This window comes from Gilliamella sp. B3172 (assembly GCF_026536465.1).
In the GTDB taxonomy this organism is placed as follows: domain Bacteria; phylum Pseudomonadota; class Gammaproteobacteria; order Enterobacterales; family Orbaceae; genus Gilliamella.
Genome location: NZ_JAFNOA010000011.1, coordinates 1 through 25,294, shown reverse-complemented (window position 1 = coordinate 25,294; position 25,294 = coordinate 1). Strand labels below are relative to the sequence as shown.

General features: G+C 37.1%; 24 protein-coding genes. 6 read left to right on the top strand and 18 right to left on the bottom strand.

Annotated elements, in window-relative coordinates; all coding sequences use genetic code 11:
• Positions 1-78: 78 nt before the first annotated feature.
• The 4 genes from J3U37_RS11160 (at position 79) to J3U37_RS11145 (ending at position 3,653) form a co-directional block, all read left to right on the top strand.
• The gene (locus J3U37_RS11160; RefSeq protein WP_220218773.1) at positions 79-633 is read left to right on the top strand and encodes a Dps family protein; all 555 of its coding nucleotides are present in this window, start codon (positions 79-81) and stop codon (positions 631-633) included.
• A 77-nt stretch (positions 634-710) separates the two neighbouring features.
• Positions 711-1,259 (top strand): NADPH-dependent FMN reductase, encoded by a 549-nt coding sequence (locus J3U37_RS11155; protein WP_267329034.1) that lies wholly within the window; start codon positions 711-713, stop codon positions 1,257-1,259.
• A 73-nt stretch (positions 1,260-1,332) separates the two neighbouring features.
• Positions 1,333-2,004, top strand: coding sequence for a DNA mismatch repair endonuclease MutH (gene mutH / locus J3U37_RS11150; protein WP_267329035.1), 672 nt, complete (start codon positions 1,333-1,335; stop codon positions 2,002-2,004).
• Positions 2,005-2,399: 395 nt separating this feature from the next.
• Positions 2,400-3,653 carry a PTS ascorbate transporter subunit IIC gene (locus tag J3U37_RS11145; RefSeq protein WP_267329036.1) on the top strand — a complete coding sequence of 418 codons (1,254 nt, stop codon included), beginning with the start codon at positions 2,400-2,402 and terminating at the stop codon, positions 3,651-3,653.
• 96 nt (positions 3,654-3,749) lie between these two features.
• On the opposite strand, the gene argA is transcribed toward J3U37_RS11145, so the two are convergent.
• The 7 genes from argA to J3U37_RS11110 form a co-directional block, all read right to left on the bottom strand.
• Positions 3,750-5,078 (bottom strand): amino-acid N-acetyltransferase, encoded by a 1,329-nt coding sequence (argA, locus tag J3U37_RS11140; protein ID WP_416380010.1) that lies wholly within the window; start codon positions 5,076-5,078, stop codon positions 3,750-3,752.
• A 328-nt stretch (positions 5,079-5,406) separates the two neighbouring features.
• Entirely contained in the window at positions 5,407-6,687 is a 1,281-nt protein-coding gene (locus J3U37_RS11135; protein ID WP_220218767.1) for an MFS transporter, read from the bottom strand.
• A 91-nt stretch (positions 6,688-6,778) separates the two neighbouring features.
• Positions 6,779-7,978, bottom strand: coding sequence for an MFS transporter (locus J3U37_RS11130; RefSeq protein ID WP_220218766.1), 1,200 nt, complete (start codon positions 7,976-7,978; stop codon positions 6,779-6,781).
• Positions 7,979-8,272: 294 nt separating this feature from the next.
• Positions 8,273-8,785 carry a shikimate kinase AroL gene (gene aroL, locus J3U37_RS11125; protein WP_220218765.1) on the bottom strand — a complete coding sequence of 171 codons (513 nt, stop codon included), beginning with the start codon at positions 8,783-8,785 and terminating at the stop codon, positions 8,273-8,275.
• Positions 8,786-8,997: 212 nt separating this feature from the next.
• Positions 8,998-9,351, bottom strand: a complete 354-nt coding sequence (locus J3U37_RS11120; protein ID WP_220218764.1) for a DUF1870 family protein — start codon at positions 9,349-9,351, stop codon at positions 8,998-9,000.
• Positions 9,352-9,499: 148 nt separating this feature from the next.
• Positions 9,500-10,330, bottom strand: coding sequence for a shikimate dehydrogenase (gene aroE / locus J3U37_RS11115; RefSeq protein ID WP_267329041.1), 831 nt, complete (start codon positions 10,328-10,330; stop codon positions 9,500-9,502).
• A 287-nt stretch (positions 10,331-10,617) separates the two neighbouring features.
• Positions 10,618-11,517: a LysR family transcriptional regulator gene (locus J3U37_RS11110; protein WP_220218762.1), complete on the bottom strand. Its 900-nt coding sequence runs from the start codon at positions 11,515-11,517 to the stop codon at positions 10,618-10,620.
• Between the two features lie 300 nt (positions 11,518-11,817).
• On the opposite strand from J3U37_RS11110, the gene rpmB reads away from it, so the two are divergent.
• Both rpmB and rpmG read left to right on the top strand, forming a co-directional pair.
• Complete coding sequence (gene rpmB / locus J3U37_RS11105) at positions 11,818-12,054, top strand: 50S ribosomal protein L28 (RefSeq protein WP_220218761.1); 237 nt, start codon at positions 11,818-11,820, stop codon at positions 12,052-12,054.
• 15 nt (positions 12,055-12,069) lie between these two features.
• Positions 12,070-12,237 (top strand): 50S ribosomal protein L33, encoded by a 168-nt coding sequence (gene rpmG, locus J3U37_RS11100; protein WP_034884348.1) that lies wholly within the window; start codon positions 12,070-12,072, stop codon positions 12,235-12,237.
• A 125-nt stretch (positions 12,238-12,362) separates the two neighbouring features.
• Here rpmG and gltP read toward each other — a convergent pair whose 3' ends face one another.
• The 11 genes from gltP to J3U37_RS11045 form a co-directional block, all read right to left on the bottom strand.
• Positions 12,363-13,673 (bottom strand): glutamate/aspartate:proton symporter GltP, encoded by a 1,311-nt coding sequence (gene gltP, locus J3U37_RS11095; RefSeq protein ID WP_370634042.1) that lies wholly within the window; start codon positions 13,671-13,673, stop codon positions 12,363-12,365.
• An 87-nt stretch (positions 13,674-13,760) separates the two neighbouring features.
• On the bottom strand, positions 13,761-16,454 hold the full coding sequence (gene gyrA / locus J3U37_RS11090) for a DNA topoisomerase (ATP-hydrolyzing) subunit A (protein ID WP_267374914.1): 2,694 nt from the start codon (positions 16,452-16,454) through the stop codon (positions 13,761-13,763).
• Between the two features lie 97 nt (positions 16,455-16,551).
• Entirely contained in the window at positions 16,552-17,130 is a 579-nt protein-coding gene (locus J3U37_RS11085) for an SIS domain-containing protein (RefSeq protein ID WP_267329043.1), read from the bottom strand.
• Between the two features lie 16 nt (positions 17,131-17,146).
• Positions 17,147-17,518, bottom strand: coding sequence for a YraN family protein (locus J3U37_RS11080; RefSeq protein WP_267374912.1), 372 nt, complete (start codon positions 17,516-17,518; stop codon positions 17,147-17,149).
• A complete protein-coding gene (locus tag J3U37_RS11075) occupies positions 17,481-19,331 on the bottom strand; it encodes a penicillin-binding protein activator (protein ID WP_267374909.1) in 1,851 nt (616 codons plus the stop codon). Before J3U37_RS11075 ends, J3U37_RS11080 begins: the two co-directional genes overlap by 38 nt.
• A gap of 583 nt (positions 19,332-19,914) precedes the next feature.
• Positions 19,915-20,997, bottom strand: coding sequence for a 23S rRNA (cytidine(2498)-2'-O)-methyltransferase RlmM (gene rlmM, locus J3U37_RS11070; protein ID WP_267329045.1), 1,083 nt, complete (start codon positions 20,995-20,997; stop codon positions 19,915-19,917).
• 44 nt (positions 20,998-21,041) lie between these two features.
• Positions 21,042-21,992: a Kdo(2)-lipid IV(A) acyltransferase gene (locus tag J3U37_RS11065; protein ID WP_267374906.1), complete on the bottom strand. Its 951-nt coding sequence runs from the start codon at positions 21,990-21,992 to the stop codon at positions 21,042-21,044.
• A gap of 248 nt (positions 21,993-22,240) precedes the next feature.
• Positions 22,241-23,035, bottom strand: coding sequence for a thymidylate synthase (gene thyA / locus J3U37_RS11060; protein WP_267374903.1), 795 nt, complete (start codon positions 23,033-23,035; stop codon positions 22,241-22,243).
• The gene (gene lgt, locus J3U37_RS11055) at positions 23,032-23,901 is read right to left on the bottom strand and encodes a prolipoprotein diacylglyceryl transferase (protein ID WP_220218752.1); all 870 of its coding nucleotides are present in this window, start codon (positions 23,899-23,901) and stop codon (positions 23,032-23,034) included. Before lgt ends, thyA begins: the two co-directional genes overlap by 4 nt.
• Positions 23,898-24,470: an RNA pyrophosphohydrolase gene (rppH, locus tag J3U37_RS11050; protein WP_220218751.1), complete on the bottom strand. Its 573-nt coding sequence runs from the start codon at positions 24,468-24,470 to the stop codon at positions 23,898-23,900. Before rppH ends, lgt begins: the two co-directional genes overlap by 4 nt.
• A 98-nt stretch (positions 24,471-24,568) precedes the next feature.
• Positions 24,569-25,129 carry a YgjV family protein gene (locus J3U37_RS11045; protein ID WP_267329047.1) on the bottom strand — a complete coding sequence of 187 codons (561 nt, stop codon included), beginning with the start codon at positions 25,127-25,129 and terminating at the stop codon, positions 24,569-24,571.
• Positions 25,130-25,294 lie beyond the last annotated feature (165 nt).

Genomic DNA, 25,294 nt, shown 5'->3' with positions numbered 1-25,294 from the left:
TTATTGGACTTTGCTTCATAGTTAGCGTAATTTGATACTACAAAGCGTTTTTATTATAAATTTAGAGGAGAATCTAATATGGCTAAAAGCACTAAAAGTACCAAAAGTACGACTTCTGCAAAAAGGCTCCAACAAAAAGCAATTTTGTTTCCAACTGATTTAGGGCAAAAAGCATCAAGAGATATTTCCGGCGCAATGAATTCCGTTTTGGCAGATGTATTTGCCCTTTATTTAAAAACTAAAAATTTCCATTGGCATGTCAGTGGTCCACATTTCCGTGATTACCACTTAATGTTAGATGATCATGGTGAAGAATTATTCGCAATGACAGACCCTATTGCAGAACGTGTACGTAAATTAGGTGGTACGACATTACGCTCAATCGGTCATATCTCAAAATTACAAAGTATTTCTGATAATGATGCTGATTTTGTTGAACCGTCTGATATGCTTGCCGAACTTTGCCAAGATAATATTAAACTCACCGAGCGCATGCGTGTTGCTCATGATATTTGTGATAAATATAACGACTCAGCAACAGCAAGCTTGATTGAAGAGTGGATTGACCAAGCTGAACGCCGTGCATGGTTCTTATTTGAAACCGGTCGTCGACTTGATTCATCTGGTCACTAAAAAAGTATTATGCTCAATTATTACAACCCATAAGAGACACATTTGTGTCTCTTAATTCAAATTTAAGGGGTCGACAAATGAGTAAAAAAATTGCTGTATTGGTTGGAAGTCTGCGTAAAGATTCGTACAACTTAAAAGTTGCTAAAGTTTTACAACAAATTGCCCCACCTTCTTTATCACTATTAATCATTGAGATCGGCGATCTGCCGTTATATAACGAAGATATCGATACCGACAACCCTCCCGCTTCTTATACCCTTTTCCGTCAAGAAATTACCGATTGCCAAGGCGTCATTTTTGTCACACCGGAATACAATCGTGGTTTACCGGCAGTAATTAAAAATGCGATCGATGTTGGCTCTCGCCCTTATGGTAAAAATGCCTGGGCGAAAAAACCTGCGGCGGTGGTTTCCGTATCACAAGGTGCGATCGGCGGTTTCGGTGCTAATCATCAACTACGCCAATCTTTAGTCTTTCTTGATATGCCTACCTTACAACAGCCTGAAGCGTATATCGGCAATATCAATACTGCTTTTGATGAAAACGGTAATATTAGCGAAAAAACCAAAGCGTTCCTTTCACAAATTATTAATAGTTACGCCAGTTGGATTGAAAAGCTAAGCTAATAAGCCTTTCTTTTACCATTCACAGTCAATATAATTGACTGTGTTTAATCCGTTCGCTGGTAAGAATTGCTTTATGACACTGTTTTTTCCCAAAAATGAACAAGAATTACTAAATCGAGCCAAACTGGTTGCCGGCTACAGCTTTGGTGAAATAGCACAATATTTAAATATTGCAATCCCCGCTAATTTAAACAAGCAAAAAGGTTGGGTGGGTAATTTGCTTGAAACATTTTTAGGGGCGAATGCCGGCAGTAAAGCGCAGCAGGATTTTGCCGACTTAGGCATCGAGCTTAAAACCATTCCGGTTGATAAACAAGGTGAACCATTAGAGACCACCTTTGTCAGTGTCACACCGCTCATGGCAAATTACGGCGTTATTTGGGAAACCAGCCACGTAAAATATAAACTTAATAAAGTCCTTTGGATCCCAATCGAAGGTGAAAGATCCATTCCCCTTGCTGAACGTAAAGTCGGCCACCCTATCTTATGGACACCCACTGCCGAGCAAGAACAGCAACTTAAACAAGATTGGCAAGAATTAATGGATATGATTGCCCTAGGACAAGTTGAAAAAATTACAGCCCGCTATGGCACTTATTTGCAAATTAGACCGAAAGCGGCTAACGGCAAAGCATTAACCCAAGCAATTGGCGAACACGGGCAAATAATATTAACCCGACCAAGAGGCTTCTATCTAAAAAAAGCATTTACCCGACAAATCCTCAATTGTGTCATCAACGATTAAATATTTTGTCGCCTAATACAGCTTTTTCCAAAAAACTTCAATCGTTCAATTTTCTAACTGTTTTTATCTAACCGTTTTTCTCTCTAACACTATTCATCTTTTAAGAACTCGTCCTAAAAAAATAGTCTTTTGATTTTTATGATCATTCTATAAAAAAGGTCTTCCCACTCCCCACATCTTGCCAAATAACAAAGCAAGGTACCCTAGTCTCAACGATTTTTAATCTTTGTGATTGTTTTTTGTCGCAATGAGTTTCAGCTTATAACCGGTTGTTTAGTGTCGCACTGTAACATTTTGATGCTTACTTTCGTTAAATTGTGATCCCTAACACAATTACAAAACAATGTTTTAATTATAATAAATTTTAGTTTTAATATTGTTTAGGGAGTAAGTATATGGACCTATTTTTAAATATTTTTGGGCAACCTGCGATTATTATCGCTTTAGTCGCTTTTATCGGTTTAGTTTTACAACGGGCTAAATTATCAAAAATCATTACCGGAACGCTGTTATCTTTTATTGGATTTGTCTTAATTAAGACCGGTGGCAAGATACTTGGTGGCGTATTGGTGATGTTTAGTAATATGTTTACCCACGCATTTGGCATGCATGGCGTAGTACCAAGTAATGAAGCTATCACTGCCTTAACAATGGAGTCTTTGGGCGCAAGTGCGGCATTTATCTTATTTTTTGCCATGATTATTAACTTGTTATTAGCCCGTTTTACACGGTTTAAATCGATCTATTTATCACTGCATCTCATTTTGTTTATGGCATTTTCCTATACTGCGGTGCTTAAAGGTATGGGCTATGACGGTGTGATTATCGTGGCTTCTGGTGCCATAATTATTGGGTTTTATATGGCAATATTTCCTACTTTGCTCTCTCGATTTAGCCAAAAAATTATTGGCCATAACGATTATTGCATAGCGCATGCCGGCACTATTTCTTATTTGATTGGCGCATATAGCGGTCGGTTAATTGGCAATGCCAAAAACGATATTGAGCAGATTAAAATTAACGACCGTTTTAGCTTTTTAAGGCAAGCTGATGTAGCAACTTTTATCACGATGTTTGTTTTGTTGTGTCTCTCTGGATTATTTTCACAACCGGAATATTTAAAACAGATATTGAAGAATAATACCTTTATTATTTTTGCTTTGGAGCAGTCAGCTATTTTTGCTGGCGGTTTATATATTGCTAAAAAAGGGGTGGCTATTTTTACCGAAGAGATTATTCCGGCTTTTAAAGGCTTTGCACAAGTTGTTGCGCCCGGTTGTGTGCCAGCCGTTGATCCTATGGTGTTGTTTGATAAAGCGCCAAACTGTGTGTTGGTCGGGTTTATCGTCAGCTTTTTTACTGAAGTGGCTTGCGTGGTGATTTTTCCTTTTATTGGTTTGCCCATTATTATTCCGGGAATTATGGCAAGTTTTATAACTGGCGGAACGGCGGCTATTTTTGGTAATTCAACCGGCGGGGCGATAGGTGCAATAATTGCGGCGTTTATCAATGGGTTATTATTGTGTATTTTACCGGCTTTAGCATTACCACTTTTCGCCTTTTTAGGGGTTGAAGGGGTCACTTTTGCCGATCCGGATTTTACCACGCTTTCACTGCTAACTGAGGGAGTGATGAAACTGTTTCATTAATGTTATAGGTGCGCCATTTAGCCTATATTCATTGTATCAATTAGCCATTGGCTAGATAAAAAAAAGTCCGCCGAAGCGGACTTTGGGTTGAGGCAATTATAAAATATCTAACATTAAAATTTTGGAATTACGCTGATAGTTGTACAACTGTTTCTTTTTAATCGGTAAATCATCGACTTGAGCAGGATTAAAGCCTTTTTCCCTAAACCAGTGAATACTGCGGGTAGTTAAAACAAAGATTTTCTCTAATCCTAAACGATTAGCACTTTCAGCGATTTTTTCAATTAACAGATCGCCTCGTGAGGAGTTACGATATTGTGGATGAATGGCAACACAAGCCATTTCACCCATTTTTTCATCCTGATATGGATAAAGCGCAGCGCAACCAATTGTCATGTTATCCCGCTCGATTATGGTAAATTTATCAATTTCGATCTCTAATTGTTCTCTTGAACGTTTAACTAAAATGCCTTGCTCTTCCAATGGGCGTATCAGCTCTAGGATGCCACCGATATCGTTAATGGTTGCTTGGCGAACTTGTTCGGAGTGTTCCATGGCAACTTGCGTTCCAATCCCGTCCCGAGAGAATAACTCTTGTAAAATCGAGCCGTCAACCAGATAACTCACTAAATGACTGCGCCGTACACCATTACGACAAGCCTTCGATGCTGCACGTAAAAAGCGAGCTTCACTCGATAAGTGTTTTCCTTGTAACGCTTTTTGATCGACGTAATTATCGGCATCGATTGGAAACAGATCAGTAATAACATGCCCTTGTTCATCAAGCACACCTTGTTCGGCACAAAAGCTAATCAGCTTATCGGCTTTTAGTCGAATGGCAACCTCTGCTGCGACATCTTCTGATGCTAAGTTAAAACTCTCACCGGTAACAGAAACTCCCACCGGTCCTAATAAAACAATCGAGCCTCGATTTAATTGTTCATCAATCGCTTCACCATTAATCCGGCGAATTTTACCGGTATGACAATAATCAATGCCGTCATCAACACCGAGTGGCTGGGCAATGACAAAATTACCACTTACCACATTAATATGCGCACCTTGCAACGGGGTATTATTCAAGCTCATCGATAAACTGGCGGTAATATTAAGCTGTAATAGCCCGGTGACCTGTTTAACGATGTCAAGGGTAGGAGCATCGGTGATGCGGGTGTTTTTATAGTATTTCGGTTCGATATTGTGTTGTTTTAGTGATTCATCAATTTGATTACGAGCGCCGTTAACAATGACCAGTTTAATGCCCAGACTATACAGTAGACCAATATCGCTAATGATACTTGAATAATTATTACTTTTTAGAACAGCGCCGGTTAATAAAATAACAAACGTTTTTCCATGATGTGCATTGATATAAGGGACGCTATGCCTTAACCCTTCAACTAATTCAGTTGTTCTTTCTTTCATCATTACAACCACCAAAATGAATATTTATTCAGATTTTGTGTATTTTTATTTATTTTAAGCGGATTAGCAAGTAATATTTGTTAAAATATAGACAATATTCAGTGCTAACTTAGCGGTAGCAAAGGACGATGAAATTCGGAAAAGTTCAGGCTGGATAATGTTTAAAGGCGAAATAAGGTTACATTACCAATAGTTAAAAAGCACACCTTTTTTGAGGTGTGCCTTTTTATTGAGTTAATAGAAATTATTTTAAATAGTGGTGTTAAATATAGTTATGATCAACTAAATACAATTCTCTGTCACCCCTATTTCAGCGTGAATATTTTGCTTATTTTGCCACATTAAAAGTTTTACGATAACGCATCAGCACAATCAGCGCCATTACCGTTCCTAAACCGGCAAAGAAGGCATCAGTAAGCATAACGTAACGCAAACCATACATCGTTGATACCCAGCCGATTATAAATGGAATAACCATGGTGGCAAAGCTTGAAGAGGTAAAGAAAATACCCAATACTTTACCTTTACCGGACGGGAAAAACTCCGCCATAGTGGTGAGTGCCAATTGTAATACGCCGCCTGCTGCGGTAAATCCAAGCACAAACCCGCCGACAATACACATCATTGGGGTCGGATAAGAATACAGGGCGATCAGCATAAAGGTAGACAGTAACGGATAGAGCACCACAATATAAACAGGCCTAATTAAGCTTTTAACTAAAATTGATGTTAAAAAGACGCTAGCAAGTGTACCGATACCATACGCAGAAAAAGCTTTAACGGCACCCGCGGCATCCATATCTGCAACCGTTTGTGAAAAATCTTTCAAACATGAAGAGACTAAATAAAATGTTGCCGTTGAGGTAAAACCAATGACAATAAAACAGATTCCTTCGATCATTCTATTTGAATTCTGTTTCAATGTTGCAGGATTTTTTTCTATGGTTTGCAGATCTTTTACTTCCTCTTCCGGCGTAATTTTATGGTTAGGGAATGGCATTTTAAGCACGATTAGCGCATTTAAAGCCAGAACAACACAGCAGAAGATAAATGACCAACCATAATACCCCTGACTTGCCATAATAATCCCCATAATCAACGGTAAAACCGATTGACCAGCGGCAATCGCCGCTTTAGTGAGAATAGAAGCCGATCCCGGTGATTTCGGGAATGATTCCATTAATGCCGGGTATGTACCTGCATCAAGTGTTGAGTTGGCAATACCACCTAATACGGCAAATAAGAACGCAATATCAGCGTTAGGGCTAAATAAAATGCCAAGCAAGAAGCCAATATAAAATAATCCACCTAAGGCAATAAATGGTTTACGTCCATACTTATCTGATAATGTTCCCATGACAAATAACACGAGTAAACGACCAACACCTAATCCCATCATCACGTTGTAAACACTCTGTTTTGCCTCACCAATTTGGCTCAGCTGATCGGGCGTGAGTGCATCTTTAGCGATATTAAACAGATACGCTACTTGCGGATTAAATTGCGCGGCTAAATAGTCAATATTTAAACCAAGAATGATTGCGCCCATTCCATGCACAAAATAGTTCATATACATACAAACCGCTGTGCCTAAATATTTATTCTTCATCTATTTACTTCCTATATAAATTATGTAAAAACGCCTGAGTTTTTATTACAAAAGTAGGCGAGTATTTTGTAATTTTGTCTCTTTTTGCGATTTATATTTTGTTGATATCAATAACTTTTTTAAACCGATAAAAAACAATCGATCCTAAAATGACACTTAACATAGCGATAAAAAAGTCGAGCAAAATTGCGTAACTAACGTTAGTCATGGCCAGTTTCGGTACAATACGTGGTATAACAACGAAAGTCAGTCCACTAAAGGTGTACATACAACCGACCGCTAATCCTTTACGGGTTGGGAACATTTGCTGCATCACAACCAGTGTGAGTTGCAATACGCCACCAGCAGCAGTAAAGCCCATGCCGATAGCGGCAATAAGGCACATTAATGGTGAAATATTGAAATAAAATAAAATCAGAACAATGGCAGATAGCGCCGGCAATATAATGATACAAAAGATCGGTTTTAAGAATCGTTTTACGATAAATGCTGTTGCAAAAACCGAAATGATCGAAGCCGTACTGTAACAGCTAATCAGCAGGTTGGCGTCATCATCAGACATATTGACGCTTTTCATTGCGATAGTGGGTAACCACTGTAAGATAACAACGAAAGTTGCTGTGGTGGTAAATCCCATCAGCGTTAATAAAATGCCTTCAATTTCAAATCGAGGCGTAGCTTTAAAATAGTCCCCTGAACCTTTACTCCCTTTGATAGCGGTGTCTTTATGCGGAAATTTTTGCGGGAGTATTAATAAGCAATTAATTAAGAGATAAAAAGTGAAACCCCAAAATGCCCAGCCATACCATATGTGATTGGAATGAAAAAATGTGACAATAAAAGGAAGGACTAAAGAACCAATTGAGATAAATGCTTTAATCAGTACGCTTGCTGAGCCTGCCGAATTAGGAAAACATTCCGTTAATGCCGGCATTGAACCGGTATCTAAAAATGAGTTTCCGGCACCGACTGCAATAGCTAAACAAAAGGCGACATGAATATTAGTACAAAAAGTCATGCCGATAAAGAAAATGGCATAGCAACTCATACCTAATAAGATAAACAGTTTTCGCCCAAATTTATCTGATAATAACCCGCCAATAAACATTAGACCTATCTTGCCAATTCCAATACCGGAAGCGATATAGCCAAGATCAACAAGATCGGCATTGAGTTGGGTAAACAGATCTAGGGAGAATTGCATTATTACTATCAGCGCAATACTTTGAATAATATAATTAGCATAAATTGAACCGACAATTCCATATGAATTGACCTTTCGATTATCCATTGGTAATACTCCATATTTTAAAATTGAAAACTTTAACTACATTCAATATACAAGTATCAATATTAATCTGAAAGCGATAAGTACAAATTTATTGCTAAAATTTAACCTGCGTCACATTTATTTATAGATTTTAAACTATTTATAAAAAAAATAGCATGTTTTTGCGCAAGAATCATTCTTATACATAAAATTATTTTATAAGATTAGTAAAATCTATTCTTTTTTATTATCAAAAAAAATACCACGTTTAGGCGGTATTTTTAATAATGATCATGATAAGAATGATGATTAATATTAATTTTGTAATACTGTTAATATTTGAGCGAGAATCTGACTTTCATCCTGATCGACATTGATAACATGATGTGCTGCATCATGATAGAGTGGTAAGCGGTCAGCTAATACTTTTTCCATTTCATCAACAATCGATAAACCTGTCAAAGAGGGGCGCTGGGCAACATTTGGGTCTTTCATTAAACGAGCCGCTAGCGTTGCAGCTGGCGCAGAAAGAAAAATCACTATGCCATTTTCTTTCATAAAATCTCGATTATGATCAGCCAGTACCATTCCCCCGCCAGTTGCAATAACACGATTGGGCTTTGTTGTATCAACAAGTACTTGGCTCTCTCTTGCACGAAAACCTTCCCAACCCTCTTTTTCAACTATTTCAGCAACGGTTTTTTGTGTGGTTTCAAGTAGATGACAATCTGTATCAATAAAAGAATACGCTAACTTGTTGGCTAACATCTTTCCCATCGTGGTTTTGCCTGCGGCTCTTGCACCAACTAAAAAAATTGTATTATTCATTTTGTGTCCTTTTAGATATACAGATCTCACAATATGCTAACTATGCTAGTGATTCACTTGCCATTTTGCAACATTTATTTTACATTTTATTTGATAAATATTTAACTCTATGAATTTATTTAAGTTAATCATAAAATAAAACGCTCAATTTTGTAAACTAAAGTTTACATCGTTGATTTTTACAATCTGCTATACCCTATTATGGTTGCCAATTAGCACAGCTTTTCTAAGCCACGAAAATAGAGCTCAGTGGCTATGGATTGGTGCAATCGCCATTGAATAACGTCAAGATCGGGATTGACCTTTTTAAACTCGGCATAAGTCATAAAATAACGAATCGTATTGCTACCGACGCGATCATTAATGCTATTAATGATGATATTGATTTTGTCACTTCGCAATTTTTTCAGTTCTTGCATGGCATTTGCCACCGATTCCGGCACAGGTATTGAACCGTTTTCCCATTCATGCCATGTGCTAGCATCCGTTTTACCAATATATTCACTTGCCTCTGGCACTTTTAACATCAGAAAACGACGATATGCCTGTAATTCTAAATTGGTCATAATGACTCCTTTTGATAACATTTTTCATTTATACAACTCGCTAACACCCTATTTATTTTTCAATAGTTGAACTAAACACCTAGAGTGAAGTGTATAAATTTATTATTGATGCACCAAACAAATGCGGTTTGATGCATACTTTTTTGATCTATTTTTCAGCTAAAGCATCGATGACCGCTTGTTTGGCTTTTTCAGAAAGGTCTTTTCCTGTCCAAATTTTAAATTGCGCATTTGCTTGACCTATAAACATTTCACGCCCTGATATCGAGTCCCAGCCAGCTTTTTCTGCTGCTTGTCGGAATTTTGTATTATAAGGGGTGTAGACAATATCATAAGCCACACCTTTGCCTTTAAACCAATCTTGTTCGTAAGGTGTTTGATCTTCAAATTTACCTTTCATTCCTAGCGGTGTTGAGTTAATAATAATTTGTGCTTCAACTTTATGACGATCTTCCCACGCAACAACCTTGAGGTTGAACTCTTTAGCTAAAGCTTCCGGTAGATCGGTTACAATATCGGTAACAGTGATATCGGTATAGCCTAGATCATGCAATCCAACCACAGCGGCACGCGCTGCGCCACCGGCACCAAGTAATAAAACTTTTTTATACTCTGGTGGTAACTTTTTCTGTTCAAGGGGCTGCATAAAGCCAACAATATCTGTGTTATCACCACAAAGCTTATCGCCATCCCAATAAACTAAGTTTGCTGCCCCAGCTTTTTTTACATGTTCAGTTACTTCATCTAAATAAGGGATAATTGTTTGCTTATGTGGAATGGTGACACATAATCCCCTTATATTAAGTAATCTGACCGATTTAAACAGAGTTGCAATTTCTTCTGGTGGGGTAGGAAATGGGACTAAAACTGCTGGAATGCCATAATCTTGAAATGATGTCGTATGAATCAGTGGGCTCATACTATGCCCTAAAGGATAACCGATAATGCCGTATATGCTATATGGCGTGAACTGGCTCATATAATCTCCTTGAAAGTTAGAAAATTAAAGCGAATAAATAAAATCTTTATCAAGAGTATTAAAGCATATTTATTATAAAATTAAATCATTTTTTCTTAATTTATAGATACAGTTAATGTTTTGTTTTATAACAATATGTTTAATATATAAAAAATAATTATTCCGACTTATTGACTGAAAATTTTCTGACTTCAAGGCGATGATCGTAGCCTGATTCTATTTGGCATTTGTGCCAAATAAAATCAATCTGATTTGATGCTACCTGCAATATTGTTAATTATTGGCTATCACCTGCCAAAGATTGCATCATCGCTATGTTCGATTAAAAAGTGGTAAAATTTTTGTGCCGCAGGCAAAAGTGGTCTGTTTTCCATGGTGGCAATAAAGATATCTCTTTTTTGATAGTTTTTACTCATCGGCACCAGCGTTACGTTAAACTCTTCAGGTATCAACACTCTTGGCATAATACCGATACCATAATTGATTGAAACTAATCCCATCATGGCACCTTCTGTTTCTACTCGACAAGCTATATTGGGTTTTACCCCTGTTTTATATAACATCTCATCAACGACATTTTTCATTCCACTTCTTTCGGTAAATAAGATTAGCGGTTCGTTAATCAGATCTTTTAAATCGAGTTTTTTACGTTTCGATAACGGGTGATCGTTAGAAATTATAAATACCAGTTCTTGTTTAGTTAATTTTTGAAAATGAACATCGGGTTCATCTTGCAAACGGGAACAGATCGCAATTTCATATTTTTTTGCTTTCAACCCTTCAATAATATTTTGTGACATTCCTTCATAAAATGAGAAAGTAATATTTTTATTGTCCGGTTGATCTAAAAAAGCTTTAATGATTTTTGGCATGTAATTGGTACTTATAGAATAGATGAAAGCTAGCCCGATATGCCCATGCGAAACGCTGGTTAGCTCTCTTACAAATTGTTCACCTTCTGACAAGGCGCTTAAAGCTTGTTCTACATAAGTTAGATACTGCTTACCCTCTTTTGTCAGTTCGACGTTGCGCCCTCGTTTTTGAAACAGTTTGATTCCTACTTCTTTTTCAAGTTCTGAAATTGAATGACTTAAACTAGGTTGGCTAATGGAGAAATATTCTGATGTTGATGTGTAATGTTGTGTTTTAGCCAGTACCTGAAAGTACTTTAATTGTTTTAGATTCATGTCATCAAACTCTCTTAACTGATCTGTGCCCAAGACAGTATAGGAGAATTTTAGATTTACACAATATTTGTCGATTATTTAAATTTACCTTGTCGCTACTTATTTTTCGCATAAAATAAGATAATACTTGAGAATCTTTGCATAAAAGCGTATACTTCGCTACCTCATTATTATGGGTGTAGTGTGAGAGGTTAGTCTGCTTCTCAGATAGACTGCAGCAAACTAAAAGCCTGACGAGGTTAATTCCATTAACATATTACGCCCAAGGCTTAAGCATAGAAATTTCGGAGAATTATTGACATGTCACGAGTATGCCAAGTAACAGGAAAAAAACCTTTAGTAGGGAATAATCGTTCTCATGCGATGAATGCTACTAAACGTCGTTTTCTACCAAATCTTCAAACTCACCGTTTTTGGGTTGAGAGTGAAAAACGTTTTGTAAAATTACGTATATCTGCTAAAGGTATGCGAACTATCGATAAAAAGGGTATTGATGCAGTTTTAGCTGAACTTCGTGCCCGTGGTGAAAAGTACTAATAAGGAAACCATATCATGGCTAAAGGTGTACGTGAGAAAATTAGATTAGTTTCTTCTGCTGGTACCGGTCATTTTTATACCACTAGCAAAAATAAAAGAACAATGCCTGAAAAAATGGAGATCAAAAAATACGATCCTGTTGTTCGTCAGCACGTTGTTTATAAAGAAGCTAAAATTAAATAATTTTACTTTTAAATAAAAAAACCCAGCTTAAGCTGGGTTTTTTTATATATATAATCATGCAAATTAGATTAATTTAATAAAAAAGCTCCAGTTTTAACTGAAGCTTTATAAATTATAATGATGTTTTATTTTAAATATTGTTGCTCATATGCTCTTGCTTTTTTATCATCAAAAACATGTTCCCAGCGAGCGATAACGATAGCAGCCAATGCATTACCCACAACATTCACAACTGTTCTACCCATATCTAAAATACGCTCAACACCCATAATATAACCAATACCCTCGATTGGTATACCAACACTACCGAGTGTAGCTGATAACACTAAAATTGAAGCGCCTGGTACACCAGCAATCCCTTTTGATGCTATCATTAATGTGATAACGATGATAATTTGATCGAGAATACTTAAATCCATACCAAATAATTGCGCGAGAAAAATAACAGTTATACTTTGATATAGTGTTGAACCATCAAGATTAAATGAATATCCAGTCGGGATAACAAAACTGGTAATCGCTTTTGGTGCGCCATAAGCTTCCATTTTTTCAATGATCTTAGGCAAAGCTGTCTCGGAGCTTGCCGTTGAAAACGCAATAACGAGTTCTTCTTTTAATATTTTTAATAAGGTAAAAATATTAAATCGGCACAATTTACAAACTAAACCTAATATGACCAAGGTAAATATAATCATTGCTGAATAGACCGTTAAAATCAATTTCAGTAATGGTAGTAATGAAGCAAAGCCATATTTGGCAACGGTTACTGTGATTAAGGCAAATACCCCAATAGGTGCGTAACGCATAATCATATTTGTTACTTTAAACATTGTATCTGATACCACTTTTAATAAGAATAAAAATGGATCACGCTGTTTATCAGGTAACGACATTAAGCCTAAGCCAAAAAAGACACAGAAGAAGATAACAGGTAAAACTGCACCATCAGACATTGCTTTAAAGATATTAGCCGGAATCATGTCTAAAATCATAACAATTAAACCATGCGGTTTACCGCTAAGTTCTTCAGCTGCTTTCGTATATTTACTAATATCTGCTGAAGCTAACGTTGAAGAATCAATTCCCGCACCAGGTGCAAAGAAATTACCCCAAAAAAGACCTAATAAAATAGCAATAGTGGTAATAACTTCAAAATAAAGAATAGTTTTAAAGCCAAGCATTCCTAAACGTTTTGAACCACCAATGCCTGCTATACCCAACGTTAAAGTACTAAGAATAATTGGCAATACAATCATCTTAATTAAACGGATAAAAATATCACCTGCAGGTTGGAAAATATTAACAATGGCAAATTGATAATATGAATGTAATTCATGATTAGGATTTGCTAATTCATATAGAAAAGCACCTGTCACTACACCTAAGATCAAGGCAATTAAAATTTGCCATGCAAGATTAGTTAAGATTTTTTTAATAAAAAATGACATCTCATACGATTCCTTTTGAGGTTTTCTAAAACAAAAAAGGATTAGTTTTTCACTAATCCTTTTAATAATAAAGATTTATTCTTCGGATTCCTGTGCGGAATCACCCAGCTCCTCATTTTGCTGAGATAATTCCGAATCTGCCTCATCCTCAGTTTCAGCAATTCGCTGTAATCCGACCACTTTCTCGTTATCCGCTGTACGAATTAACATCACGCCTTGCGTATTTCGACCAACAACACTCACTTCTGATACACGAGTACGGACTAATGTACCGGCATCAGTAATTAACATGATTTGATCCGTTTCTTTAACTTGTACTGCACCAACTACTGCACCATTTCGCTCACTGACTTTAATCGATATTACGCCTTTAGTTGCACGTGATTTAGTTGGATATAATTCTTGTTCAGTACGTTTACCATAACCATTTTGCGTTGCAGTTAAAATTGCACCATTTCCACGAGGAACAATAAGTGAGACAACTTTATCATCGCCTTCTAATTTTATTCCTCTAACACCTGTTGCCGTTCGTCCCATGCAACGAACTTTATTTGCTGGGAATCGAACAACTTTACCATTAGCTGAAAATAACATAATGTCTTCTGTATTAGATATTTGAGACACTTCGTCATCATTGTCTGCCTCATCAACGATTAAATCATCATTCAGCTCTTCATCATCAACGATATCAGATGTTTCATTACTAGTTAAATCAACGCCGATTAATTCGTCATCATCACGTAAGTTAATCGCAATAATTCCACCACTGCGAGGGCGGCTAAATTCAATAAGTGAAGTTTTCTTAACCGTTCCTTGCGCGGTTGCCATAAAGACGCAATGTTCATCATCAAATTCCCGAACAGGCAAAATGGCAGTAATGCGCTCATCAGCTTCCAGTGGTAATAAATTGATGATTGGTCGACCACGTGATCCACGGCTGGCTTCCGGTAATTGATAAACCTTCATCCAATACAATCGCCCACGGCTTGAGAAACATAAAATAGTGTCGTGAGTATTTGCCACGAGTAATTTTTCAACAAAATCTTCTTCTTTGATTTTGGTCGCTGACTTACCTTTACCACCACGACGCTGAGCTTCGTAATCTGATAATGGTTGATATTTTACGTAACCTTGATGCGATAACGTCACAACAACATCTTCTTGAGCGATAAGATCTTCAATATTGATATCTGCGCTACTTGCCGTGATTTCAGTTCTACGAGCATCTTGGAATTGGTCACGAACAGCTTCAAGCTCTTCGCGAATCACTTCCATCAATCGTTCCGGGCTTGATAAGATAAATAATAGTTCACCAATTAAAACTAATAGCTCTTTATATTCATCAAGGATTTTTTCATGTTCAAGACCAGTTAAACGGTGTAAACGTAGATCTAAAATAGCTTGTGCTTGCGCTTCAGATAGGTAGTAGTGACCATCACGAATACCAAATTCCGGTGCAAGGTCTTCCGGACGAGCGGCATCATCACCGGCTTTTTCCAGCATAGCGGCAACATGGCCTAATTGCCAAGCTTGCGCTAATAATTTGGCTTTCGCTTCCGCTGGCGTTGCTGCCGCGCGGATTAACTCAATCACTGGATCGATATTGGCCAGCGCAATAGCGAGACCTTCTAACACATGGGCACGCTCACGTGCTTTACGCAGTTCATAAATGGTACGACGAGTGACCACTTCCCGACGGTGAAGCACAAATGCTTCAATCATTTCCCGTAAGTTTAATAGTTTTGGTTGACCTTTATGTAAGGCTACCATGTTGATACCAAATGAGACTTGTAATTGCGTCAGTGAGAAAAGATTGTTTAATACCACTTCACCAACAGCATCTCGCTTGATTTCAATGACAATACGCATACCGTCTTTATCAGATTCATCACGTAATGCAGAAATGCCTTCGACTTTTTTGTCTTTAACTAATTCTGCAATCTTTTCGATAAGCTTTTTCTTGTTAACTTGATAAGGAATTTCGTTAACGATGATTGTTTCACGACCGGTTTGGTCATCGACTTCAACGGTAGCTTTAGAACGAATATAAATAATACCACGCCCGGTACGGTAAGCATTTTCGATACCTTTGCGACCATTGATTAGCGCAGCAGTTGGGAAATCCGGACCTTGAATATGCTCCATTAATCCTTCAACTGAAATATTTTCATCTTCGATAAAAGCAAGACAACCATTGATAACTTCAGTTAAATTGTGAGGTGGAATGTTGGTTGCCATACCAACGGCAATCCCAGATGAGCCATTAATTAATAAATTAGGGATACGTGTTGGTAACACATCGGGGATCATTTCTGAGCCGTCGTAGTTAGGCGAGAAGTCGACCGTTTCTTTATCGAGATCGGTTAGTAATGCGCCAGCGAATTTTTGCATGCGAATTTCGGTATAACGCATCGCCGCCGCTGAGTCACCGTCAACCGAACCGAAGTTACCTTGACCGTCGACAAGCATATAGCGTAACGAAAACGGCTGAGCCATACGCACGATCGTGTCATAGACAGCAGAGTCGCCATGTGGATGATATTTACCGATCACATCCCCTACAACACGTGCAGATTTTCGATAAGGTTTATTCCAATCGTATCCGGCCTCATGCATGGCAAATAAAACCCGTCTATGTACCGGTTTTAATCCGTCACGCACATCAGGTAATGCACGCCCAACAATAACAGACATTGCATAATCAAGATACGAGGATTTCAATTCATCTTCAATATTAACGGGGGTTATTTCTTTGGCTAGTTCGGTCATAACACCATGTTCTCTTATTAATTTAAGTCATCAAATCAGCCTATAATTATAGCACAAAATCACTATAAATGCAGAATTAAACTGATTTAATTTCAACTTATTCACCATGAATAAACAATGTGTTTTCAATTAATTGGCATAAACAGTTTAAAATCATGGCATGCATTTCATATGCCATGACTTTTTTGTATGACGGAATTCGAATTTCGATATCATTTTGCCCCAGTAAACCAATAACTTCACCACCATCAAAAGCGGTCAAGGCAACAATTTTCATATCTTTGATTACCGCCTCTTGTACGGCTCGAATAATCGATCGGCTATTACCTTGGCAAGTAGAAATAACTAAGGTATCACCTCGATGACCGAGTGCTTGAATTTGGCGAGCATAGACTTCTTCATGATTACTAATAGCACTGAGTAACACATTATCAGAGACTAACGCAATAGCAGGAATGCTCGGTCTTTCTATATCCATACTGGTAATTAAACGTGAGGTAAAACTTTGCACATTTGCCGCCGCAGAGCCATTGCCACAACTCATTATTTTATTCCCATTTAGCAAACTCTCGACAATAATATTAGCAGCTTTTTCTATGGAAGAACCGAGTGACTCAGCCATGACAATTTGTGTTTGAATACTTTCTGTAAAATAATTTTTAATTAAGTCTTGCACGTTTTTCACCTAAAAATTAAAACGCATTGATAATCCATTTCTGGTTTTTACCGGTCACGGCAAAAACATCAAATCTAAATTCGGTTTCTTCTATATTTAAATTATTCGATATCATCCAAAGTTGTGCCGCTTGCCTAATTTTGGCTTGTTTAGACGGCGTAACTGTCGTTTCAGCTTCACCAAAATTAGCATTTTTACGGTAGCGCACTTCAACAAATACAAAACACTGTTTGTCACGCATAATTAAGTCAATTTCACCTAAGCGACATTGACTATTTTGTGCAACGAAAACCAGCCCTTGTTGAATTAAAAATTGGCAAGCAATTTGCTCATAATGCTTGCCAATATTTTTATTCTTCGTTTGTTGTGTTGGTTGATGCTGCAACATAAGCGTACTGTTGCCAGGATAACGAACGTGTAACTTCACATTGGTTACTGGTAGATAATTTCCCGGTCATACCGTTTAGGAAATCAGCTTGATAAGAGTCTAACTGATTAAAACGATTCGCTAGTCTCCATGCATCAATTCCCATTGCATACAATCGTAATAATGAATAATCTTTCTGAATATTACCCGGCACCATTGTTGTCATACTATCAGATAAGTTTACTATCATTGGAATATCGGCATACTCGGTTTGATTCATATCATAATTAAAATCGTTTGATCGATTAGCGGTATGGCTTTTAGAGCTGGAATAAAGTAATACTGAGCTCGATGCATTACCTACAGTTTTACCCGCACCCATATCAAGCATTGGTTTAATTAATGTCATTTCATCGTATGAAGCGTAAACATAAACGGCATCAAAACCAGAGGCTGAACCTGCATAGGATGCATCATCAGCAAAAACCGGACTACCTGTTAATCTAATTCCGACATTGCGATTCATATTTGCTCTTAGCGAGCTTGCATTAGCAAAATATTGAACATAGGCTTGCGAACTGTTTGCCGATAGTTGTGACCACTGTTTAGCAAAGCTTTGTGCAACCCGGCGACCTAAATCGGTTTGTGGTACAAGTAATAGTGGTCTTGTTTTATTTTGCGCATAAATATGGTTAGCCGCATCTATGGCTTCATCTTCCGGCGATAATGCAAAATAGCACATCTTGTTTGTCGTTGCGACGCTATTATCAACTTTATTAAGCGCTAAAACCGGAATACTTGGGGATAACTGTTTTATTTTTGTAACGTTATCTTTCAACAAAGGCCCCACGATTAATTGAACATTTTGGTCTTGAGCTTGTTGAATTAAAGATTCCATTGGGGCAGATGATGTATCTAAGATAACCATGTCTTGCTGTGGCTCCTGTGGATAAAATTTAATAGCATCCACATAGCCTTGGCGAATAGTATTACCAAATATGCGTGAAGAACCATTTAATGGCAGTAATAATGCAACTTTTTTAGCATTTGCATTATCTACCGAAATAGACTCTTCACCGGTTAAAGAAGGAATAAGTAATTTAGCTGGATGATCCGGATAACGCATCGCCCAATCTTTAATTGCTTGTATTAATATTGCATTTTGATTTTGAGCGTTCGCTGCAATGGCTTGACCATTTTCATCATCTTGTTTCACCGGCACTGGTCGATTGTTTAAAAACACAAACGCTAAATCAACCCAACCTTGCAACGTCGTTTCATTGTCGTAAACGCTAATTGAACTTAATTGATTTTTAGTTAGTTTTTTGAAGAAATTAAAGGTATTGTGAATCACTTGCTTTCTTTGCTGATCAGTAGCAAATATTTCAAGATCGATATAATCATGCGCTTGTTGATTGATATTTTTACTTTTTGCGTCAAACGCTAATTTTATACTGTAGTAACGATATAATTGACGATTATTTAATTCTTTAACATTTAATTGGTTGAGGTCAAATGATTTACCGGTTTTAACAGCAATTTCACCTAATAATAAGAGTTTTTCATTTTGCTGAGCAACATTGAGATCGGTTAGCTGAGATAAGATCGACTTCGCTTGTGAAATTTTATTTTCTTTCACTAACGCTCGCACCGCCAGTAATTGCCAGTTTGTCTTAGCTGAACCGGTCGCAGAATCTACCTGAGATAAATAATAAGCAGAATCTTTAGTCTCATCAAAATCAGAAGATTTTTTTGATATATTGAGTGTACAGCCAACCAGTAATGCATATAGTGCTAATATTACAATAGCATATAAGGATTGTTTTAATTTCATACCCATTCTCTTGTAATTTGTTATCTTAAAATTCTTTATTGATAAACAGTTTTATTTATCAATGACAATGACGCCAGTTTATTGCCACTCTTAGTTGGATTTATTTTCTAGCGCTTAAAAAAACGGTGATTAATTTTTTTAAAGACAGTGCAATTAATATTTCAAGATTAAAACATATCTTTCTATTAATAATCTGTCATTTGACAATCAATTGTATTAACGGAAATAGTGCTATGCCGTATTACATACAATAGAGTTTAAATGGTAAGCTTTTTAAGCACAAATTTAAAGCTATAATATTTCACTTTACCCTGATTATTGCGTTAATTTTAGTCAATAGCGCACTTTTTTATTATTCTACTGTTTAATTCGAATAAATAAACATCACTAACTGTCAAAAAAAATCTTAATAATTCTTAACAATTTAGTTTACGATTGTTTAAATTATTAAAAATTGACCAGTTAATAGATTTCGCTTTAATCACGCCGAATTGATATTATAATCGGCGCTTTTTAACAGTTACCTCAATTATTAGCCAATGGCTAATTAAGCGAGCGATAATCAAGTTATTAAATTCGTTTGCTATCCCCAAATTCTTTGTACATGAACGGTGATCTCTTCGCGATCATGATAAAGCTGTTTTGCCTGTATTTGTACATTAATCTGATGATTTTTCAGTTGGTTATGTAGTAGCTCTAAATTTTGTTTGACTTCTTCATAACGCTTTTTCATAGGTAATTTGAGATTAAAGATCGTTTCTCGACACCAACCATTGATTAGCCACTTTGCAATTAACTCAGTCACTTTAGCGGGTTTTTCAACCATATCACAGACCAACCAATAAATATTATGTTTTTTCGGTTCAAATTTAAAACCATCCTCACGAAAGTGTTTAACTTGACCGGTTTCCATTAATTTTTCATTCATTGGTCCATTATCGATGGCATAAACCATCATACTACGTTTAACTAGCTGATATGTCCAGCCGCCCGGGCAAGCGCCAAGGTCGACGGCATTTAAGCCGCCTTTTAAGCGTTCATCCCACTCTTCATAAGGAATAAAAATATGAAATGCTTCTTCCAATTTTAAGGTTGAGCGAGACGGCGCATCAGACGGAAATTTCAATCTTGCAATACCCATATAAAAAGGCGAGTTGTTTTGGCTTAATGAATAGCCAACATAACAGCTATGGTTATTGATAAATAATAAGTGAATAACCGGGCGTGAAGGATTTTGCACTTTTAGTAGAATTCGCTTATTTCTCAGAGCCTGTCTGAGCGGAACAGTAAATTTACGGCAAAACCCCGCTAACGCTTTACCTTCATTGGTATCAGCAACTTCAACCCGCAAATCGCCCGCTTTTTCGACACATCCGGTTAGTGCATCGATTATTGGTGATATGCGATCGTTGGTTGGCAGATCTGTTAGTAGGTCACCAGATACAAACATCTGCCTTGCAAAGATAAGTGTTCTAAATGATAACGTTTTAATTAAGCGCTGTGCATCTTCAGGTTGATAGCATTCAAACACGACATAACCACTGTTATCTTTTACTTTGGCAAAACCGTATATCTCATGCTGTGTGGCTTTATCGGTAATTTCTGCTGCACACTCTTTTTCAAATCCACAACGGCAATAGAGAATAATTTTATTAAGTTTTTGCATATTTCGTTTTGACTCTTTTAACCAACAATTTCAAATAACCTGTTTTAGTCAGATTGAACACTATCTGTGTATAACGGCGCTTCACCTTTTGGACGAGTTTTAAATCGTCGATGTAACCACATATATTGTTCGGGAGCTTTTAAAATTTCCTGTTCGATAGCTTTATTCATAAAGGTTGCAGCTTGAACATCATCATCGACCGGATACCCTTCAAGTGGCGGTGTAACATACACGGTATAACGACCATTTTTTTCACGTTTAGGGGTAAATGGAATAATAGCCGGGTGACCGAGTTTAACTAAAATGCGCGTGCCAATGGTTGTCGCTGCTTTTTCAACTGAAAATAGTGGCGCAAACACGCTATTTTTAGGTCCGTAGTCATGATCGGGGGCGTACCACAGTAATTCGCCATTTTTTAACGCCCGAACCATTCCTTTGGTGTTATAGCGATCTAACATATATTTATTTGATTTCAAGCGGCCTTTAAGCTGAACATAATCCATTACCGGATTATCGTTTGGTCGGTAGACCCCAACTCCCGGATGACTCATACCTAAAATACGGGCACCTAATTCAAGTGTTAAAAAGTGGATGCCAATAAGCAGTACACCCTGACCCGATTGCTGTATTTGGGTAATATAAGAATCACCGACAATCGAGGATTGTTTAGCTAGCCGTTTATCTGACCAAAACCAAGCGATTCCTGTTTCGAAAATAGCAACACCAGTTGAAATAAAATTTTCTCGCAACAATTGGTCTCGTTCTTGCTGGGACTTTTCAGGAAAACAGAGCTTAAGGTTTTGTCTGGCGGTCTCTTTACGTTTACCTATCAATTTCATGGAAAGCAAGCCTAGACCTTTACCAATTTGATAAATGATTGGATAAGGCAATAAAACGATTAGATACAAAATACCAATACCAAACCACGTTAACCAGTAACGAGGGTGTAATAAACGTTTTGAAAAAATGGGGCGTATTTCCTGATTTTGATTCATATTAAGATCAAATAATTATTTAAACAAAGTAGATTATTATATACCAAATCTTGATTTAAGAGGCAGAAAAATAACATGCTCGAGGGTTGCTTTAATCCTTCATCAAGATAAGGCGTTTGCATAAAGCTAATGATTTGAAACAGATGTTAGGGATTAAATTGATTAATCCCTATTGTGAAATTTAACACTTTAACAGCGCTAATTTTATACTCAAACGTATACTATTTCTGAAACTTCTTGACAAACAATTAGACTGCAACCGGTGCTTTAATTGCCGGATAAGGATCATAATCAACGATTTCAAAATCCTCGAAGACATAATCAAAGATTGTCGGTGGTTTACGTTTGATAACCAGTTTTGGTAACGCTCTTGGTTCACGAGTTAACTGTAAATGTGTTTGCTCCATATGATTTGAGTAAAGGTGAGTATCGCCGCCTGTCCAGACAAAATCACCGACTTCTAAATCACACTGCTGTGCAATCATATGCACAAGAAGTGAATAGCTAGCAATATTAAAAGGTAGACCTAAAAAAACGTCACATGAACGCTGATAAAGCTGACAAGAAAGTTTACCTTGTGCCACGTAGAATTGGAAAAAAGCATGACAAGGCGCTAAAGCCATTTGATCAAGCTCACCCACATTCCAGGCTGAAACAATCATCCTTCTTGAATCCGGGTCATGTTTAATTTGTTCAATCAGTTGCGAAATCTGATCGATTTGACGCCCGTCGGCAGTTCCCCATGCTCGCCACTGTTTGCCATACACAGGGCCTAAATCACCATTTTCATCAGCCCATTCATCCCAAATGGTCACTTTGTTATCTTGTAAATACTTTATATTGGTATCGCCTTTTAAAAACCAAAGCAATTCGTGGATAATTGAACGTAAATGACATTTTTTGGTGGTGACCAATGGGAAACCATCTTGTAAATTAAATCGCATCTGATGACCAAAAATAGATAAGGTCCCTGTTCCTGTTCGATCTGATTTAGGTGTTCCTTCATCTAAAATTTTTTGCATAAGTGCTAAATATTGTTTCATGGTTTTATGGCCTTTTTATTAAATCTGTAAGCATATAAAAGAATGAAAATACCACCAAAAATCATTGGTAGGCATAAAATTTGTCCCATACTAATGATGTTTAAAAATAAGCCCAACTGTTCATCGGGTTGTCGGTAGAATTCAATGACAAATCTAAACACACCATAGCAAAGCAAAAATAGACCGGATACACTGCCGGTTGGTCGAGGTTTGCGAATAAATAGATTTAAGATGATAAATAGAACAATTCCTTCAAAAAACATTTCGTAAAGTTGAGATGGATGTCTTGGCAAAATACCATTCAATTGCGAATAAAGCGAGTACCACTCAGGGTGAGACTGCACAAACATAAAATCAGCATGCGCAGATGTCGGAAATAACATGCCAATGGATGAATTGGTAACACGCCCCCACAGTTCGCCATTGATAAAATTACCAAATCGACCAAACATCAATCCGATTGGTACCAACGGTGCAACAAAATCAGCTACTTGCATAAACGTTTTGCCCGTTTTTTTAGCAAAAATTGCTATTACGCAGATGGCGCCAATTAAGCCTCCATGAAATGACATTCCCCCTTCCCACACTTTAAATAGCGTTATAGGGTCGTGCATAAAGGCTTCGAAATTGTAGAAAAAGACATAACCTACTCTTCCACCAATAAAGAGCCCTAAAAAGCCCCAGAAAAGGAGATTTTCAACTTGTTGTGCTGTCCATTGACTATCGGGTTTACTCGCTCGGCGTTTTGCCAGAAAAAGCGCACCAACTATGCCAAATAGATACATCAAACCATACCAATGCAAAGAAATAGGACCTAATGAAAGTGCAACTGGATTAAAATCCGGAAATTGTAAATATTGATTCATTTTTTTACACGCTGTTTGTTTTTTCGTTTATGAACAAAGAAATTAAATCGTTTCTTTTTAGAAACATTTGCTACAGGTAAATCCGATTCAGACTGTATGGTAAATACAGATAAGCAGAATTCTTTCATTGCTTTTCGGTATACATCCCGTTTAAAAGCAATAACCTGTCTAATAGGGTACCAATAGCTTACCCATTTCCAATCATCAAATTCCGGGGTAGAAGACATGTTTAGATTAATCACCGACGGATCAGAAATAAGCTCTAATAAAAACCATTTCTGCTTTTGTCCAATACAAACAGGTTGATTTTCCCAACGAATCATTCTTTTGGGTAATTTATAACGAAGCCAACCATTAGTTACTGACAAAATTTTTACATCTTTTGGTAATAATCCTACCTCTTCATTAAGTTCTCGAAACATTGCCTGCTCAGGCGTTTCGTTTTGTTTTATTCCGCCCTGAGGAAACTGCCAAGAATTTTGCCCGTAACGACGAGCCCAAAGTACTTGACCATACCTGTTACAAATAACTATTCCTACATTTGGACGGTAGCCATCATTATCGATCACTGACTACCTCAAAAAATTTATTTTTTATATAGCTGAATTGTTTCATACATACAGCAATAAATAAATAGAAAAATGATGTTAAACGTATAAATATGCTGTTATTCAGATGTTTTTTTCGCTAATTTGATAATCGTCACGATGTTAATCACCGCAAATGTGATTTCAATAGCCAGACTACCGAGTGAACCTATCACTAAACTATAGATTATCCATAATGCACTACTGAGTAAGATCAGTAAGCGCATTTGCTGTTGCCGAAAACGAAAAAGCGCAATGGTTACCAGTGTCGTACCGATAACAGAGAAATAGTGAATAAATTGCGTGCAGTCGGGCGTAGTGAGAAAATAAAATATCCACATTAGGGCTATAAAAAACAACATTGCCAACAGGCTTTTGGTATATGCTGAGGTAATATTTCGAAAAATGTTGATTATATTTAGGATAGCTGCCGGATAAGATTCGGGACCCAGCAGGTAAAAATGCAGTGTCATAATGATATTGACTAGGGTTAATTGATTACGAAAAGCGCTATCTTTACGTTGTAAAAAAGCACTTACGCCAACAAGATAACCTAATATTCCAACCAACTGAGGAACTGTTGTATATTTTTGAATAAAATCAGATCCAAAAAACTGATATAAATACTCCAGATTATCCATCGTTCACTCCTTAGACAAATGGATTGAAATTATACGATCTTTGCGTAAATCATTTAACCTAAATATTTAAACGATAAGATGCAAAAAAGCCCAGCATCTCTGCTGGGCTTTCGCTCTAATTTAAAAGTCTGGCGGCACCCTACTCTCACATGGGTAATACCCACA

Bases quoted from the DNA above. Each gene is read 5' to 3' on its own strand.
- argA (WP_416380010.1), bottom strand. From the start codon at position 5,078: ATGAAAGAAAGAACAACTGAATTAGTTGAAGGGTTAAGGCATAGCGTC.
- rlmM (WP_267329045.1), bottom strand. From the start codon at position 20,997: ATGCAAAAACTTAATAAAATTATTCTCTATTGCCGTTGTGGATTTGAA.
- J3U37_RS11075 (WP_267374909.1), bottom strand. From the start codon at position 19,331: ATGAAATTAAAACAATCCTTATATGCTATTGTAATATTAGCACTATAT.
- lgt (WP_220218752.1), bottom strand. From the start codon at position 23,901: ATGAATCAATATTTACAATTTCCGGATTTTAATCCAGTTGCACTTTCA.
- mutH (WP_267329035.1), top strand. From the start codon at position 1,333: ATGACACTGTTTTTTCCCAAAAATGAACAAGAATTACTAAATCGAGCC.
- J3U37_RS11155 (WP_267329034.1), top strand. From the start codon at position 711: ATGAGTAAAAAAATTGCTGTATTGGTTGGAAGTCTGCGTAAAGATTCG.
- J3U37_RS11145 (WP_267329036.1), top strand. From the start codon at position 2,400: ATGGACCTATTTTTAAATATTTTTGGGCAACCTGCGATTATTATCGCT.
- aroE (WP_267329041.1), bottom strand. From the start codon at position 10,330: ATGAGCCAGTTCACGCCATATAGCATATACGGCATTATCGGTTATCCT.
- thyA (WP_267374903.1), bottom strand. From the start codon at position 23,035: ATGAAACAATATTTAGCACTTATGCAAAAAATTTTAGATGAAGGAACA.
- rpmB (WP_220218761.1), top strand. From the start codon at position 11,818: ATGTCACGAGTATGCCAAGTAACAGGAAAAAAACCTTTAGTAGGGAAT.
- J3U37_RS11130 (WP_220218766.1), bottom strand. From the start codon at position 7,978: ATGGATAATCGAAAGGTCAATTCATATGGAATTGTCGGTTCAATTTAT.
- aroL (WP_220218765.1), bottom strand. From the start codon at position 8,785: ATGAATAATACAATTTTTTTAGTTGGTGCAAGAGCCGCAGGCAAAACC.
- J3U37_RS11110 (WP_220218762.1), bottom strand. From the start codon at position 11,517: ATGAATCTAAAACAATTAAAGTACTTTCAGGTACTGGCTAAAACACAA.
- J3U37_RS11160 (WP_220218773.1), top strand. From the start codon at position 79: ATGGCTAAAAGCACTAAAAGTACCAAAAGTACGACTTCTGCAAAAAGG.
- J3U37_RS11080 (WP_267374912.1), bottom strand. From the start codon at position 17,518: ATGTTGCAGCATCAACCAACACAACAAACGAAGAATAAAAATATTGGC.
- rpmG (WP_034884348.1), top strand. From the start codon at position 12,070: ATGGCTAAAGGTGTACGTGAGAAAATTAGATTAGTTTCTTCTGCTGGT.
- J3U37_RS11120 (WP_220218764.1), bottom strand. From the start codon at position 9,351: ATGACCAATTTAGAATTACAGGCATATCGTCGTTTTCTGATGTTAAAA.
- J3U37_RS11065 (WP_267374906.1), bottom strand. From the start codon at position 21,992: ATGAATCAAAATCAGGAAATACGCCCCATTTTTTCAAAACGTTTATTA.
- J3U37_RS11135 (WP_220218767.1), bottom strand. From the start codon at position 6,687: ATGAAGAATAAATATTTAGGCACAGCGGTTTGTATGTATATGAACTAT.
- J3U37_RS11045 (WP_267329047.1), bottom strand. From the start codon at position 25,129: ATGGATAATCTGGAGTATTTATATCAGTTTTTTGGATCTGATTTTATT.
- gyrA (WP_267374914.1), bottom strand. From the start codon at position 16,454: ATGACCGAACTAGCCAAAGAAATAACCCCCGTTAATATTGAAGATGAA.